The 15,538-nt window shown below is 61.0% G+C and carries 15 protein-coding genes; 2 read left to right on the forward strand and 13 right to left on the reverse strand.

Annotated features, from left to right (window positions below; genetic code table 11):
• Positions 1-160 precede the first annotated feature (160 nt).
• The 3 genes from F4Z81_11935 to F4Z81_11945 form a co-directional block, all read right to left on the reverse strand.
• A complete protein-coding gene (locus F4Z81_11935; protein MXW05765.1) occupies positions 161-814 on the reverse strand; it encodes a response regulator transcription factor in 654 nt (217 codons plus the stop codon).
• On the reverse strand, positions 811-3,474 hold the full coding sequence (locus tag F4Z81_11940) for a PDZ domain-containing protein (GenBank protein MXW05766.1): 2,664 nt from the start codon (positions 3,472-3,474) through the stop codon (positions 811-813). Before F4Z81_11940 ends, F4Z81_11935 begins: the two co-directional genes overlap by 4 nt.
• A 272-nt stretch (positions 3,475-3,746) precedes the next feature.
• Complete coding sequence (locus F4Z81_11945; GenBank protein ID MXW05767.1) at positions 3,747-6,407, reverse strand: hypothetical protein; 2,661 nt, start codon at positions 6,405-6,407, stop codon at positions 3,747-3,749.
• 137 nt (positions 6,408-6,544) lie between these two features.
• On the opposite strand from F4Z81_11945, the gene F4Z81_11950 reads away from it, so the two are divergent.
• Positions 6,545-7,444, forward strand: a complete 900-nt coding sequence (locus tag F4Z81_11950; GenBank protein ID MXW05768.1) for a succinylglutamate desuccinylase — start codon at positions 6,545-6,547, stop codon at positions 7,442-7,444.
• 53 nt (positions 7,445-7,497) lie between these two features.
• Here the strand turns inward: F4Z81_11950 and F4Z81_11955 are convergent, their stop codons facing one another.
• From F4Z81_11955 to F4Z81_11965, 3 genes are all read right to left on the reverse strand, one after another.
• The gene (locus F4Z81_11955; protein ID MXW05769.1) at positions 7,498-7,734 is read right to left on the reverse strand and encodes a hypothetical protein; all 237 of its coding nucleotides are present in this window, start codon (positions 7,732-7,734) and stop codon (positions 7,498-7,500) included.
• Between the two features lie 147 nt (positions 7,735-7,881).
• On the reverse strand, positions 7,882-8,169 hold the full coding sequence (locus tag F4Z81_11960; protein ID MXW05770.1) for a HigA family addiction module antidote protein: 288 nt from the start codon (positions 8,167-8,169) through the stop codon (positions 7,882-7,884).
• A gap of 16 nt (positions 8,170-8,185) precedes the next feature.
• Complete coding sequence (locus tag F4Z81_11965) at positions 8,186-8,464, reverse strand: hypothetical protein (GenBank protein ID MXW05771.1); 279 nt, start codon at positions 8,462-8,464, stop codon at positions 8,186-8,188.
• A 221-nt stretch (positions 8,465-8,685) separates the two neighbouring features.
• Between F4Z81_11965 and F4Z81_11970 the strand changes: the two genes are divergently transcribed.
• Positions 8,686-10,038: an FAD-binding oxidoreductase gene (locus F4Z81_11970; protein ID MXW05772.1), complete on the forward strand. Its 1,353-nt coding sequence runs from the start codon at positions 8,686-8,688 to the stop codon at positions 10,036-10,038.
• Between the two features lie 52 nt (positions 10,039-10,090).
• Here the strand turns inward: F4Z81_11970 and F4Z81_11975 are convergent, their stop codons facing one another.
• The 7 genes from F4Z81_11975 to F4Z81_12005 all read right to left on the reverse strand — a co-directional run bounded on the left by F4Z81_11975 (position 10,091) and on the right by F4Z81_12005 (position 15,501).
• Complete coding sequence (locus tag F4Z81_11975) at positions 10,091-10,990, reverse strand: amino acid ABC transporter permease (protein MXW05773.1); 900 nt, start codon at positions 10,988-10,990, stop codon at positions 10,091-10,093.
• Positions 10,990-11,694, reverse strand: coding sequence for an amino acid ABC transporter permease (locus tag F4Z81_11980; GenBank protein ID MXW05774.1), 705 nt, complete (start codon positions 11,692-11,694; stop codon positions 10,990-10,992). Before F4Z81_11980 ends, F4Z81_11975 begins: the two co-directional genes overlap by 1 nt.
• A gap of 89 nt (positions 11,695-11,783) precedes the next feature.
• Positions 11,784-12,524, reverse strand: a complete 741-nt coding sequence (locus tag F4Z81_11985) for an amino acid ABC transporter ATP-binding protein (protein MXW05775.1) — start codon at positions 12,522-12,524, stop codon at positions 11,784-11,786.
• A gap of 24 nt (positions 12,525-12,548) precedes the next feature.
• Positions 12,549-13,298 carry a creatininase family protein gene (locus F4Z81_11990; GenBank protein MXW05776.1) on the reverse strand — a complete coding sequence of 250 codons (750 nt, stop codon included), beginning with the start codon at positions 13,296-13,298 and terminating at the stop codon, positions 12,549-12,551.
• Positions 13,299-13,374: 76 nt separating this feature from the next.
• Positions 13,375-13,698 carry a cupin domain-containing protein gene (locus F4Z81_11995; protein MXW05777.1) on the reverse strand — a complete coding sequence of 108 codons (324 nt, stop codon included), beginning with the start codon at positions 13,696-13,698 and terminating at the stop codon, positions 13,375-13,377.
• Positions 13,699-13,772: 74 nt separating this feature from the next.
• A complete protein-coding gene (locus F4Z81_12000; protein MXW05778.1) occupies positions 13,773-14,915 on the reverse strand; it encodes an alanine--glyoxylate aminotransferase family protein in 1,143 nt (380 codons plus the stop codon).
• A gap of 73 nt (positions 14,916-14,988) precedes the next feature.
• Positions 14,989-15,501, reverse strand: a complete 513-nt coding sequence (locus F4Z81_12005) for an SPOR domain-containing protein (GenBank protein MXW05779.1) — start codon at positions 15,499-15,501, stop codon at positions 14,989-14,991.
• Between the last annotated feature and the right edge of the window lie 37 nt (positions 15,502-15,538).

Genomic DNA, 15,538 nt, shown 5'->3' on the forward strand with positions numbered 1-15,538 from the left:
TGCCTATAGGGTGAACACCTGATTCGGCGTGGGATTTTCCCTTAAATCTCAAGAAAACCCGGATATGTCGGAAATAACGGGAGGTTAAGCGGGGTGCGGCAGTGCGAGGTGTCGGAACCTGCTCGTACTAAGGAAGATTGATGGTCAGGGAGACTCAGATCTACTTGTCGAGGAAAGTCAGACGGTATTTAAGGGCAATTCGGACGAGGTCCGGCAGATTTCGAGCTTCCAGCTTTTTCGTCAGATTCGTCCGATGTGTTTCGACTGTTTTGGCGCTGATGTTCAGGAGGTGAGCCGTGGCCTGATTTGTATGGCCTTCGGCGATCAATTGCAGAACCTCTCTTTCACGCGATGAAAGTCTATCAACGGGGCTAAGGGTCCGGTCGTCTGTTTCATTCTGCAGGTATCCTGTCAATACGGATCGAGCAACCGAGGGAGACAGATATACTTCGTCTTTGCTGGCAGACCGGATAGCGAGAAGAAGCTCTTCAACTAAAGATCGTTTAAGAAGATATCCTTTCGCACCATTCTTAAGTGCCTGGCGCACCATATCTTCATCGGAATACATGGACAGGATGACGACGCGTGTCCCCACATCCAATGACTGTATTCGGTATGTGGTTTCTATGCCGTTCAATAAGGGCATGGCTATGTCCACCAAGGCTACGTCCGGCCTTTTCCGCTGAATCAATTTCAGTGTTTCCTGGCCATCCGACGCTTCGCCGACGACTTCGATATCATCCGTCGTTTCAAGTAATGATTTGATGCTTTCGCGGAACAGATGATGATCGTCGGCAATGACGACTTTAATCATGTTTCCTCCAGGGGTATTGAAGCGATCAACCGTGTACCGGTACCTGTATCTGAATGGATATCCAGAACGCCCCCAAACGGTTCCAGGCGTTCCTTCATGTCGATTAAACCGATACCCGGGGCAACCTGGTCCTCGGGTGTCGAATCAGGATCGAATCCTCGGCCGTTATCGAGAATCGACAGTTGTATGTTCCGGTCTGTCTGTTTCAATCCCACTTCGACGTGGGTGGCGTGACCATGTTTAGCGCAATTCGCAAGCCCTTCCTGCAAAATACGATACAGGCAGATATCAATTGTGTTGGAGAACCTGGGACAATCCATGCCATTATACACAACCGTGATACGGGTCCGATGAGCGAAGCTCTTGCACAATCCGTCCAGCGCCGCGTTCAATCCGACCGTATCGAGAATCGGCGGGCGCAGATCGTGGGCGATTGTTCGCAGTTTTTCCAGGGTTTCGTCGGTCATCGTTACCACATCTCGAAGTCGTTCCCGCGTATCTTCGGAAACACCGGCCAGATCTCTCTGCGTAAGTTCCAGACTTGTCTTTAATGCCAAAAGATCCTGACCGGTATCGTCATGCAGGTCTCGTGCTATGCGACGGCGTTCGGATTCCTGTGCGTCGACGAGTCGACGTGAAAGCGCCCTCATTCTATCGGCCTGCACCTTCAGCGATGCGCCCATTTCCAGGTTTTCCATTGCCAGTTCCAGCTCCCCAGCCAGGACAAGCAACTGTTCTTTCTCGTCGTTGCTAAACGGTTCTTCCGACCGCTTTGCTCCCAGTGCCAATGCCCCTTTGTAGCCGGACTCGCCACCCAGTAAGATGATCAGCTCGAAGGGCGGTTCGCCGGGTATCCCACTGGAAACGATATCTCCATATTCGATTGGGGATCTATCGGCAGCCGTAGTCTTTAAGAGGTGCTCGACCGTACCGGTGGACTCGATGAAAAAGGATCTGTTGCGGGCTGTGTTTTGCTCGGAACCCTCCTCAACGCCGTACCACGAAAGCGACAGTGGTTTTTCCGAATTTGCTTTGAGATAAATTGCCATACAGGACAGGTCCAGCCCCTCCAGTAGTTCCCGTCCGGTTTTTTCAAGCAGGGAATCCGAATCCTGACACCTCGACAGGGCTCGTCCCAGTTCTAGCAGTCGCTGCCGATTCAGAAGTTCATTTCGTAGGAAGTATCGGTCCATTGCCTGGATGACCGGCGTCTTCACCCAGTTCCACCCTCCCATGAGTATCAAAATGAGCCCTGCGACGGCACTCGCTACAACGAGGTCGGAGGCTCTGACAACGAACTCTTCTGATGAAATCATGTAATAGAGTATGACAAACATCGCAATGCTCAGTATGAGAAACACACCCTGATTGGTGATCAGGTACCTGATGCTCTTTCCGAAGACGAATCTCAGGCCGAACACCCGATGTGCAAGAATCGCGTAGGCAAATGCGAGCGCCAACAGACACTGCATCCCCGCCGGGATAATCCGGTCAATGAACCATACGATCAACGGCAGCATCTGACCGTGGTCGGGAATCAGCCCCCATGAAGCCAGCATTCTGCCGGGTTGTGCGATCAACCAGGACGGTGCGAGTATCAGGGCCAGGAAGAATCCGGCTTCAATAATGTGCAGCCGTGTTCGTTGTTGCCGGCGTGCGACGTAATGTTGTGCGATCAGAAGGCATCCAGCCATCGCCATTAAGACAATAGCCGGAACGGGTGCGGGTACCAGTTGCGCAATGCTGTCAACTACTCCAACCCAATCGTGAGCCCAGTCATAGATCAAACCCAAAAAACTGATGAGCCCCATTACCCCAAAGACAAACATGGGAATGAGGATGAACCAGATCCTCCTTCGGATCCATGATCCGATCTTTGTGGTGGTGGGATAGACGGTTAAAATCAACAGGATCAGGATGGACTGCAGATAACCTGCCGCAAATACAACGCCCAGACTAAGTGGGATCGTCCAGGCCGGCCATGCGGCAATCAGATAGAAGACAGCCGGCGATACCATAGCCATCGTGAGGACAAGCAACGCGCACTGGAATGCCACCGTATTCTTCATGCCGTGGTATCCCAACCAGGTGCCAAAGCCCAGAAGGACAATCGAGAAGATCAGGAACGGGCCACGCTGAAGCCAACTCATTAGCTCGCTGCTGATCACTATATCTTGTTGATCACTCCCGCGGGTGTCACGTGCGTAGTCATTCGGCTCGAGTGTGAGGAATGCCTCGTGTACCTGGTTATCGCGAACCCATGTGAGATTGAGGCGGTCTCCGGGTCTGTTCTCCGAGTGCGCCTGAAAGTAGGATGAAGGATTCGACTCCAGGTCCATGCTGTCGATGGACAAAAGTCTATCGCCTGCCCGCAGGCCCGCCTGGTCGGCCGGGCTGTCGGGCGTAACGCGTTCAACGATAAAACCTCCTGCCCACTTTATGAACATGAGTTGTAACCAGGTGCCTTCGTGAAGACGGCTGACCGCACCTCTCGACGATCCTCCCGTAGGAATCGTCTCACTTCCCCAAAGCTGGATACCGGACGACCAGCGGTCGATCTTGGCCAGTCGAATCGTCGACCAGGTAACCATGCCGATGTGTAAACACAACAACATGATCAGCGTACTCAGTATCAGATAACGGTAGATAAGCGATTTCAAACAAAGCCATCCCGAGATATGATCTCTGAATAAAACCGGTCAGGTGATCGTCAGTCGAAATAAAGGATATAAATGTATACCGGGCAGGGTGGGGTTTTACCAAAAAAGTGCCGCTGAATCGCAGGCGTCAAGGAGAGTTCCGTCCATGCGAGTTCAAGAAAACCGGTGGGTCTTGCAGACACAGTCACAGGCCGAACCGTCACAGTTCAGTCCTCACGCTGGTTCGGGATCCCTGTTCGGGCGAGTTGTCAATGGGGTGCCGACCCGGCCAATCACGATTCGGTTCGCGTCCGCAGTGCCGCCAGCAGGCCCGGCACCCCGAAGAACAGCAGGCTGAGGGTCGAGGGGTTCATGTCGATGGATCCGCGCTTGCGGGGATCTTCGCTCCAGTCCTGCGCGTCGATGAGCTGTTCCAGGATCTTCAGGCCGGTCTCCAGGTAGCGGTGGTCGCCCGTCATGCGATGGGCATAGCCCAGGTGCCGGCAGAGGATGCCGCCGTAATGTTCCTTGAGCGGCCGGTCGGACGCGAAAGTGTCCGGAAAGCCGCAGAACCAGTCCACAGCCCGGCGGTAAGTCTCGGCAACGTCCTCCCTGCCGGTCATCCGGTGCATCAACTCCAGGCCGATCATCAGGTAATGGGCCTGGTAACCCTTCTGTTCCTCGTAGGGCAGGTCGCGGATCATGCGGGAGAACGGGCCGCCGAGCCCCCTGAACTCGTCGTCGGTAAAGGGGTCGGCCGTCCCTGTTTCAACGGCCAGCGTCGTGCCTTCCGTGGCCATGCCGTAGGGTAGTTGTTTCGGCAGCCGGTCTGGTGTCGCGACCTGGAATCGCTTGTGCCAGCTCCCGTCCTCGTTCTGGCCCCGGGCGACGATGGCGTACACATCCTCGGCGCGACGCAGGAAGCGGTCCTCGCCGGTCGCTTCGTATACGTGAAGCAGTCCGCGCAACACATTGGCGATGGACCGCAGGCTGAAGCTGAAGGCCGGGTCTTCGGTCCACCGGTAACGCAGGAAGAACGCGCCGGCCTCGCGCAGGACTTCAAGGGTCCTGCCGTCTCCGGTCAGATAGTAGTGGTCGATCCAGTTGTCGACGAAGGTATGGGAAGCGCAAGGCTCATCACCGAAATGATCGACGCCGTGGCGGTAGCAGCCGCCGACCATGTACGGCCGGAAGGGATGCCAGTGGCACGTATCCACGTCCATCGAATGGCGGGTCATGGCTTCGGCCAGCGCGAAGTAACGCGGATCAGCCGTGCGCTGGTACTGGATCCAGACCGCATGACGGGGGTCCCACTCGCTGTTGCACCAGCCCCAGCGGCCCTGGTGCTTCCAGTCGTCCTCGGCCTCGTCCCACGTGGCCCGGACATCGCCGTAGTCCAGGTAACCGTACCAGCGTCCGAGTCGGACGTTGCGCGCCAGCCAGTCCGCGAAACCCGTCAGCATGCGATCCGCGGCACGGAACATCTCCGCCGGTATCCCCTGCCTGCCGGCGTCAACCAAAGTGGAAGCTGCGAAGCCTCCCGCGGCCCCGCATCGGTCCATCCACTCGGGCGAGACCGATACGTGGGGCTGCGACAGGGCGCATCGAAGCGTTACGACCGCCACCTCGCGGCGATCTTCCTCGAAGTACAGGACGTAGCTCTCGGTGGTTTTCGCGATACCGGTCCCGTCGGCGTACACCCCCTCTCCCTCGTGCCAGGCGACTTCTTCGGCGTACCGTGCCAGGGAAAGGCGGCCACCGTCCGGGTCGTGGCGCGCGTACACGGTCAACCGTCCGTCACCGGTCAATTCGATGGCGCGTGGGTATTCCTCGGCCAGGTGCAGGCATGCGACGCCGACGCCGGACTTCCCGTCACTGAGTGTCGCCCACCCTTCGCACGCTTCATCTTCGGCGATGATGCTTTCGATCCCCGGCCGTCCGTGCATCACCTGCACCTGGCTGTCCTTCTTCTGCGCGACGCGCAGACGCTCACCCTGATCCAGCGTTCCCGTAACGATCCCGTTCAGTCCAAAGTCGTAGCCCGGGCTGTATCCCGTGAACGGGGTGGGGACGTCCAGGGCGAGGTCTTCGATTTCCACTTCACGCGGATTGCAGGTGATGACGTGGGTCTGGAGTATCCGCAGAAACGCCTGCCCGGCATAGGCGTGGATCCGGGTTATACACCGTACCGGCCGGTAGCCGCCGTAATGATGCATGGGGATGTCGGCTTCCAGCGCGCTCTCCAGCCGGATCACGGTGCGCAGCGGACCCCGTTCCTCGACGGCTACTGAATAGGAGTCACCGGCCAGCGATGCCCTGCACAGGCCGCCCGGACCGTACAGCCGGCGTTTCAGTTCCCCGTCGGAAGCGCCCTCACTGATCCGTGCCCAGGCATCGCCTGCCCGGTCCCGGCCGCATTCCGCATGGACCGGCTCGCTGTGCTGCGCATCGCCTAGTTGCGTATCGCCGCTCCGCGCATCGCCGCTCCGCGCATCGCCGCGCTGCGTATCGCCGAGCGCGACGGCATGGTAGAGGCCGTATCGATGGCGGTCGACCCTGAATCGCAGGACGCCCGTGTCCACGTGGAGATCGTTTTCGGTTTCTTCGACGCGTACTGAAGGATATGTGTTGGGATTGCCAGTAGTGGTTTGCCTGGTTGCCGAAGCTTCATCGCCCGTATCATCCGTAAGTTGATAGGTCGCCCTCCCGGTTGAGCCGGCACTCGCCTGGAAATCAACGAGCACCCACTTCACCGATCCGTCCGCCCAGCGACCGAGTACCCGGAACTGGACCGGGACGCGATCGCCATCGGGATTCACGACGGCCAGACCTTCCGTCCCGCGCAGCATGCCCTCGGGAATGGGCACACCTCGCGTAACCGGCCATTGCGCCGGGTGACGTTCCGGGTCATGGGAATACGTAAGGGGAATCGATATCATGCCGTTTGTGGGCATCGCTTGATCAAGACCTGCCTCATCCCTATATTCTGGCGCACCGAGACGCACCGAGACGCACCGAGACGCACTGAATACGGGAAGCCGTCGCGGTCAGTAAACCGGGTTACACTCGAATATAATCCAAGGAGAACGCCATGTCAGGCCCCGTCAAGTTGAAGTCCGTTGCCATATCCGGGAAGGCGCCCGGCCCGAAACTCCTCATACTCGGGGGCATACACGGCGACGAATTCGAATCCATGTGGGCCATACGGCGGCTGAGGGAGGCCCTGGATCCCGGTGAACTCCGCGGCACGGTCTCCCTGGTCCCCGTCGTCAACGAGGCGGCCTACTGGCGCGGCCAGCGTACCGCGGAGGACGGCCTGGACCTGGCCCGGACCTGCCCCGGCCGGGAAGACGGCACCATCACCGAACGGATCGCACACGCGGTCAGCGCGATGATCCGCGAGTCCGACTTCCTTATCGACCTGCACAGCGGCGGGCTGATCTCGAGGTTCTACCCGACGGTGGGTTACATGCTGCACGCGGACGCCGACGTCCTGGCGCGGCAGCGGGAGATGGCCCGGGCTTTCAACATGCCGGTCGTCTGGGGCACCTACGCGGGTCACGACGGCCGTACGCTCTCCATCGCCCGGGACGCCGGCATTCCCGCGATTTACTCGGAATGGATGGGTGCGGGCGACTGCGACCCCGAGGGCGTCGACGGTTATTACGAGGGTTGCCTGAACGTCATGGGTGTGCTGGGCATGATCGAACGCGACCAGCCGCCGTCGATCTTACAGCACACGGTAGAAGACGACCGGGAAGGCGCGGGACACATACAGCTGAACTACCCGGCGCCCTTTTCAGGCTTCTTCGAACCCTGGGTCGAACTGATGGACCGCATCGAACCCGGTGATGGATTCGGGGTGGTAACCGACCTGCTCGGGGACCGGCGGGAAGAGATCGTATCCACGCAATCCGGCCACGTGCTGGTCCTGCGCACCTTCAACCGCGTCCACGAGGGTGAGACGATCGCGGCGGTGCTGGAGGTCTGAGCGATCAGATCGGGCGTTCTTTCCTTCCAACGGCGATTACGAGGAAGATTGAGTCAGACAGTCATCAATAACTCAGCAAGGTTGCCTCCTATGGTCGGGGGAGGCAATTCCTTGTTCTCTTGCTGTGCGATCTCAAGCCATTCGTCGACGATTTGGCAAAGTTGGCGGTAAACTTCGGTCTCTTCGTCGCCGTGACAACAGGGACCGATGATTCTCGGGCAATAGCCGATGAAACACTCATCCTCATTCGACCACTCGACGATTTTGATGTAGCGTGCGCTCTTAGTTATTTGAGCGACTCCCGGGTTGTGCCAACTTCAAACCATCCCGGGCAATTGGAGGTCTTGTTTGATCTGAAAAGCCAGAATGTCTCAGACTGCGACAAAGTGTTCGTCCACAAGAATCGGCCGTTTTTTACCAGGGATCTTGAGAAAATCCTACCGCGGCTTATAGCGTTCAACCCTGATCTGGTCTTCGTTCTTGCGGGCCTGTGCCAGATTGAAGTTGGCCTGTCGACGAAGCCAGAATTCGGCATTCGACCATCCTGCCTTTTCCAGGCGAATGGCCATCTCGGCTGTTACAGCTGAATGGCCATTCAACAGCCGTGAAAGCGTGTGACGTGAGACATCCAGAATTCGTGCCGCCTCGGTGATGTTCAGGCCAAATGGGTCCAGGCAGTTCTGTCTGATGCTGTGACCAGGATGCGACGGATTATTCATGGCCATATGGCCTGCCCCCTTTCTAGTGGTAGTCGACCAGATCGACATCGTAGACGTTCTCCTTTTCAAATCGAAAAATGATCCTCCAGTTTGCAGAAACAGATACATTCCAGAAATCCTTCAAACTGCCCTTCAGTGGATGTAGTCGATAACCTGGTAGATCGAGATCGGATGGTTTGTTGGCAGCATCAAGGTCAGACAGAATGTGTGTAATCTTTCTCACAAGGTCGGTTCGGATTCCTCTTGCAGATCCGTAATCATATAACCGTTTGAGACCACGATTTCGAAACGATATAATCACTGGAAACGTAGTGGAGTTAGATGTACTGTGTCAATGCCAAACCTAACAGAATGAACAGACCCGTCGATATCCGTGTTCCTTGACGCAGCAGTTATCTACGCCTTATCCTGTAACGGTCGAAGTTCGCTCCTGAAACCTCGTCTATTTTCCGGCGGAGTTTCCTTGCAGCTATCTTTAGTTATCTTTCCCTGAAGCGGTTGTCGTGACACAGAATCCTCCCCATGATCCGTGACTCCTACTGGCTGGACATGCCCTACACACCCTCCGATCCCCTGTCCGGAGACCTGGACGTGGACGTCGTCGTGATCGGCGGCGGCGTGACGGGGATAACCGGCGCCCTTTTCCTGGCGGAGGGCGGTGCGCGCGTGGCGGTACTGGAGCGGCGCGAGATCGCCTCGGGCGCGACGGGTCGCAACGGGGGGTTCATGCTGGCCGGTACCCACGAGTACTACGCCGAGGCCGTGGAGGAACTGACGGACCTGTACGGCCCGGACGGCAGGAGGCTGGCCCGGGAGTCGTGGACGATCGCCCTCGAGAACCACGATCTCATGGCCGGTCTCATGAAGAAGTACGCCATACATTGCGACTACTACCGGCACGGCAGCTACGTGATCGCGATGAAGCGGCCGGACCGCGGTTCTCACAAGAATCCGCTGGAACGCATCGTCCAGTCGTACAACCTTCTCCAGGAGGATGGGTTCGAGGTGGCCTACCTGGACGAGGAGGAACTCTACGAGATCAAGCGTAGTCCGCTCCTGGCGGGCGCCTTGCGGAACAAGTTCGACGGCGAACTTCACCCGGTCAAATACGTGCGTGGTCTAGCGGCCGCCACGCGGGGGCTGGGTGTCCAGTTCTTCGAAAACACGGCGGTCACCGGGGTCGAGCGGAAAGACCGCGGGCTGCTCGTCCAGACGCCCGGTGGAAGGATCCGGACACAGCAGGTGCTCCTCGGGATGAACGCGTATACGCCGCAACTCGATGCTCGGTACGAGCGGCGCATCATCCCTCACCGGGGGCAGGTCTTCACGACGGAACCCGTTTCCGAGCGGCTGTTCAACGGCGTCTTCTACGCCAACGATGGCTGGGAATTCTGGCGGCAGCTGCACGACGGGCCCGGGGAGGGCGGCAGACTGCTGTTCGGCGGGGGCCGGAATCACCACATCCGCGCCGAGCGGGGATTCCACTTCCTGAGGCGCCGTAGCCGGCCGGGCCGCCCGGTCCGGACGTACCGGGGGTACAAGGAGCGTCCCACGCGGGCGGTGCAGCGGACGAACGACCGGGCGTTCAATGGTGCCTTCCCTTACCTGGCCACCCTCGGCCGCTCCCACCGCTGGGGCGGCGTCATGGGCTTCTCCTACGACAGCAGCCCCTTCGTCGGCGAGACGGAAACGCCGGGCGTCCACATCGTCGCCGGATTCACGGGCCGGGGCAACGCCTATGCCACGGTGGCGGCGCGCATGCTCAGCGACCGGCTGCTGGGCAGGCCCCCCACCCTGGAACGCCAGTTCGAGACGGTGAAGCGGGTTTTCGATCCATTGCGGGGAGGGATCGACGCGGAAAACCGGCGCCGGTAAGCCCCGGCCGGGCACCAGCGTAAGCCCCGGCCGGGCACCAGCGTATGCCCGCCTACGCGAACTGGTGAAAATGCCGGGTCATGCGCCGTTCCACCTGTCTGAGCAGGATGGAGAGGGACAGGCAGAGCAGGAAGTACACGAAGGCCACCAGCAGCCATACCTCAAAGAGCAGCCCGCTCGAATTGGCGATTTCCGAGCCGACGAAGGTCAGTTCCTGGACGGAGATGAGGGAGACGATGGACGAATCCTTCACCAGGGAGATGTACTGGCCCGTCAGCGGCGGCGCGATGCGGGCCAGTGCCTGGGGAAAGATGACGTACCGGTAGCGGTCCAGGACCGGAATGCCCAGGCTTTCCCCGGCCTCCCACTGGCCGCGGGGTATGGCGGCCAGGCCGGCGCGGACGACTTCGGCGATGTACGCGGCGCTGATGAAAGATATGCACAGCACGCCGGAGACCAGGTTCTCCCAGAGGGCCGGGGGGCCGAAGAGGAAGCGCTGCCATCCCGAAGCTTCCTCCGCGGGCCGGTTGAACAGGGCATCCAGGCCCAGGAGGGGCATCAGCTGGCTGCTGATGAAGAAGTAGAAGATGAAGATGAACACCAGGGGCGGGATGTTGCGCAGGATCTGGATGTAGGTCCCGCAGAACATGCGCAGTGTGCGTCCCCCGGCGTACCTGCCCACACCGATCAGCACACCCAGCATGCTGGCCAGCACCGCCCCCCACAGGCTGAGCCGCAGGGTCGCGTAGATCCCCGTCAGGAAAAAGGGCGTTTCGCCGGCGTCGCCGGCGGCAAAGACGGTCGAAAGCGCCTGGGGCCAGTCCCAGCGGTACGCCACGCCGATGGCCGAACGGTACCACATCCAGCCGGCCGCCGCGACCAATCCTACCAGCAGTATCCCGTCCAGCCGGGTGGGCCGGAACCGGCCCGTCCTTTGACGGATCGTCGACATCAGGCACCCGCCCTTCGCCGTTCGGCCATGGCCGCCGCGGTGGAAAGGGCCAGGGTCACGGCCAGGTAGATCGCGGCCACGGTCAGCCAGATCTCGAAAGTCAGGAAGGTGTCCGCGATGAGGTTCCGGCCCTGCGTGGTGAGGTCGAAGATGGCGATGACGCTGACGATCGAGGAATTCTTCACGAGCGATACCGCCTCGTTGGTGAGCGGGGGCAGCATGTTCCGGAGCACCTGCGGCAGGATGACGTACCGGTAGTTGTCGAGGCGCTTCAGGCCCAGGCTCTCCCCCGCCTCGACCTGCCCCCGGGGGATGGCCCGCAGGCCGGCCCGGAAGATCTCCGACGTATAGGCGCCCTGAAACGCGGCGAGACACGCGATCGCCGTCGTGGTCTGTCCCCAGCCGAGGATCGGGCCGAGAACGAAGTACATCACGTAGAGCTGGATCAACAGGGGGGTGTTGCGGATCAGTTCCAGGTACCCGCGGGCGAGTCCGCGCCCGACCATGGAGGAAGACAGCCGCAGGAGCGCGGTCGCGAGCCCGATGACGAGGGTCAGGAATAGGCTGAGGACGGATATTTCGAGGGTGACGAAGAGGCCCTGGATCAGCGGGCCGGCGGCCCAGGCGCCGTTTTCGGACGTGAACAGGAAGTCGTCCACCCGGTACCACTGCCACCGGTAGTTGATGTTCTCGGCGCCGCGCATGACCGCGAAGACGAGGATGCCGGCGATGGCCGCCGGCTGGATCCAGTTCGACAGCGCACGCCTGACCCAAGGCCTGCGGAAAAGCCCGATCACGCCGAAGCCTCGTAGTGGAGGATCTGGTTGAGGAAGGCCCGGGTCCGTTCTTCCCTGGGCGCGTCGAAGAAGGCGTCCGGCGCGGCGCTCTCGACGATCTCGCCGTGGTCCATGAAGACGACCCGGTCGGAAACCTTGCGGGCGAAACCCATTTCGTGGGTCACGCAGACCATGGTGATGCCGCTGTCCGTGAGTTCGAAGATCACGTCGAGGACCTCACGGATCATTTCCGGGTCGAGCGACGACGTGGGTTCGTCGAAGAGCAGGATATCGGGCCGCATGCACAGCGCCCGGGCGATCGCCACGCGTTGCTGCTGCCCGCCGGAGAGCTGGTCGGGGTACTTTTCGGCCTGGTCCCCGATGTGCACGCGCTCAAGATAGGACAGGGCGGTTTCTTCCGCCTTCTCCTTATCCATCCCGAGATTGCGCATGGGGGCGAGGGCCAGGTTCCGCAGGACGGTCATGTGGGGGAACAGGTTGAAGCTCTGGAACACCATGCCGATCTTCCCGCGCAGTTCGCGGGGAAGCCGCTCGCCCGGTCCCAGCGGGACGCCGTGGACCCGGACCACGCCCCGGTCGTGGGTTTCCAGCCGGTTGATGCAGCGGATCAGCGTGGACTTGCCCGAACCGGACGGACCACAGACGACGACGCACTCGCCTTCGCCGATGCTCAGGTCCACGTCCCGGAGCACCTGGAACGTCCCGAACCACTTGCTTACGTCTTCAAACGCGATAATGGATGGGGTATCGTCAGACACGGATCAGGTGCCCTCGATCATCGCCTTCATCCTGGCCGCGACCCAGTCGACCGCCACGTCGATCATACCCTGTCCCTTCACGGCGTCGGCGAGTTTGGCCTCGTGGTGGAATTCCCGGTCCTGGGCCGCCCGGTCGGCCTGGGAAATGGTCAGCCTGGCCGCGTCGTAGTCGACGCCTTCCCAGTGTACGTGCCGGGGGAAGGCCGCGTAGGCGAAGGAGGTCTCGAACTCGCTGGCGTGGCCGGGACAGTTGTTGGAGTCCATGTACTTTTGGACGATTTCCGGGGTATAGGCTTCCCAGTAGCTGCAGAAGGCGAAATCGACGCCCAGGCGGGAACGGATGTCCTCCAGCGCGGCGTTGACGGGACCGGCGTTCCCGGCGTGGCCGTTGACGGCCAGGATATGGTTGATCCCGCCCCTCTTCATGCTGTCGGCCACGTCGTAGAGGAGTTCCGTGAAGATCTCGGGCCGGGTCGTCAGCGTACCCTTGTGGTCCATCCAGTGCTCCGACACGCCGATGGCCAGCGGCGTAGTGACCACGACCTCGGGATAGAGTGACTGCGCGGCGCGTTCGGACACGTGGACGGCGCTGGCGGTGTCGTGGGACATCTCCAGGTGCTCGTTGTGCTGTTCCGTACTGCCCGTGGGAATGATCGCTCCCTTGAGGTTGCCGTCGTAGATCCCCTCTCGGAACTGCCTGCGGGTCATTTTCCAGAGCTGTACGGGCCGGTCATGGGGTAGGGCGTCGGACATGGAAGACTCCTGACTGGTTAGATATTGGCCGCGGCGGGTCTCGCCGGTTGATCGGCGCGGACGCGGTCTTTCTCGTTTACGCGTAATCCTCCCGGGGCGGGCTGAATATATCCAGGGCGACGGATCGGGTCATGACCTCGGTCACGCCGTGCTGGACCCCGCCGGGAATCACGTACTTGTCGCCCGTCCGAATGGTCCGGCTTTCCCCGCCGATGACCATGACGAATTCACCTTCCAGCACCACGCCCAGCTGTTCGTGAGGATGGTCGTGCATGGGCACCTGCGATCCCGGCGTGAGCGTAACGAAGGACATCTGGGCCCGGTCGCCTCCGGCCACGGCGATGCTCACGCCCGGGGCGATGGACTTTTGGGACATGTTTTCTTCTTCGACGAAATACATATGCTCCTCCGGCTATGGGCGGGATGCCCGGTGAAAACGGTCGTGCACGAACCGGTCGGATCGGGCCGTCCCGGCTAGGCTGTCCCGGCGTCGGCGTATACGGCACTCGCCGCCGCCACACCGCTCCCGGCGACTGCGTGGCCTTCCGCGCGCAGAGCCTGTTCGAGGGCGCCCAGGCACAGGATGACGTGATCGCGCTGGGAGGACTGGCCCATGAGCCCCACGCGCCAGGCCTTGCCCTTCAACGCGCCGAGGCCGCCGCCGAGTTCGAGACCGTAATCCTTCAGCAGCCGGCTCCGTACGGCGGCCTCGTCGATCCCGTCCGGGGCCAGGACGGGGTTGATGGTCGGGGCGCGGTGCGGCGGGTCGACGAAGAACGCGAGCCCCATGGCGTCGATCCCCGCCCTGAACGCTTCGTAGTTCGCGGCATGCCGCCGATGGCCGTTCGCCAGCCCTTCCTCGTGGATGATCACGAGGGCTTCCCGCAAGGCGTAGAACAGGTTCACCGGCGCGGTATGGTGATAGGTCCGGTCGCCGTCCCAGTACGCGTTGATCAGGGAGAGATCCATATACCAGTTGTCGACCGGTGTTTTGCGTGCGGCGATGGCCTCGACCGCGCGATCGTTGAGCGTAAGGGGCGCCAGGCCCGGCGGGGCGCTCAGGCATTTCTGGCTGCCGGTATAGCAGACGTCGATGCCCCAGGCGTCGACCTCGACCGGCGTCCCGCCCAGGGAGGCCACGGTGTCGACGAGGACGAGGGCGCCGTGCTCGTGGATGACGGGGATGATCTCCTCGAGGGGTTGCAGCACGCCCGTGGACGTCTCCGCGTGCACGAGGCCCACGACCCTGGGACGGCATCCATCCAGCGCCTGGCGGACCTGTTCCGGCGTGAACGGCCGCCCCGGTTCGCCTTCGAGACGTATCAACCTCCCGCCGTGGCGCTCGGCCATCTGGGCCATGCGGTCTCCGAAGACGCCGCCTACGCAGATGAGTACCTCGTCACCCGGCTCCACGAGATTGCATATGCAGGTCTCCATGCCGGCGGAACCCGTGGCGGAGATGGCCAGCGTCATGGCGTTTTCGGTCTGGAACACGTACCGCAGCAATGCCTTGGTGTCGTCCATGACTCCGATGAAATACGGGTCCAGGTGTCCGGTCAGCGGAGCCCCCATGGCCTGGTAGACCCTGGGATGCATGTCGCTCGGTCCGGGCCCCATGAGGACGCGCCGGCCGGGGTCCAGGGGGGCGAATGTATCATGCTGCGGGGGCATGCGGTGTTGTTCCCTTCGGTCAGCGTGTCTGAATCAAGGTCTCGGCCGTCCAGGCATCGACAAAACCCCTGGTTCTCAGCCAGTCGCGCAAGATGTCGGCATCGGCCTTTTCCTTGAAGTCGCCCACGCGCACCTTGAAGCTGTTGGATTCCTCTTCCACGTAGATTCGATACGACCATTCCGCCAGCGTTCGCTCCACCTGCTGCAACGCGGCTTCGGCCGCTTCTCGCCTCGTAAACGAATAAAGCTGGACTCTGTATCCCGGGGTGGGTTCTGCAACCGTGGCGGGGACGGGGGGTTCAGATGCCGGTTCGGCCGGATCACCGATCAACGACTCATCGGACCGTGACGCGTCGTCAGCCGGCGCCGGAGCTTCGGGCGCCGGAGCTTCGGGTTGAGGCGCTTTCGGCGCCGCGGCGGGTGCCCGCTTCCCGAGCAGCCACGTGCAACCCGCCAGATTCATGGCGAACAGAAGACACAGCACCATCATCGCAACCCGGAACGGCGTTTTTAACGGATAACCATATCGCATGATCGGCACCCATATTGGCAACGGTGCCAGGCGGAAG

The sequence above is a fragment of the Gemmatimonadota bacterium genome (genome assembly GCA_009835325.1).
Classification (GTDB): domain Bacteria; phylum JAAXHH01; class JAAXHH01; order JAAXHH01; family JAAXHH01; genus JAAXHH01.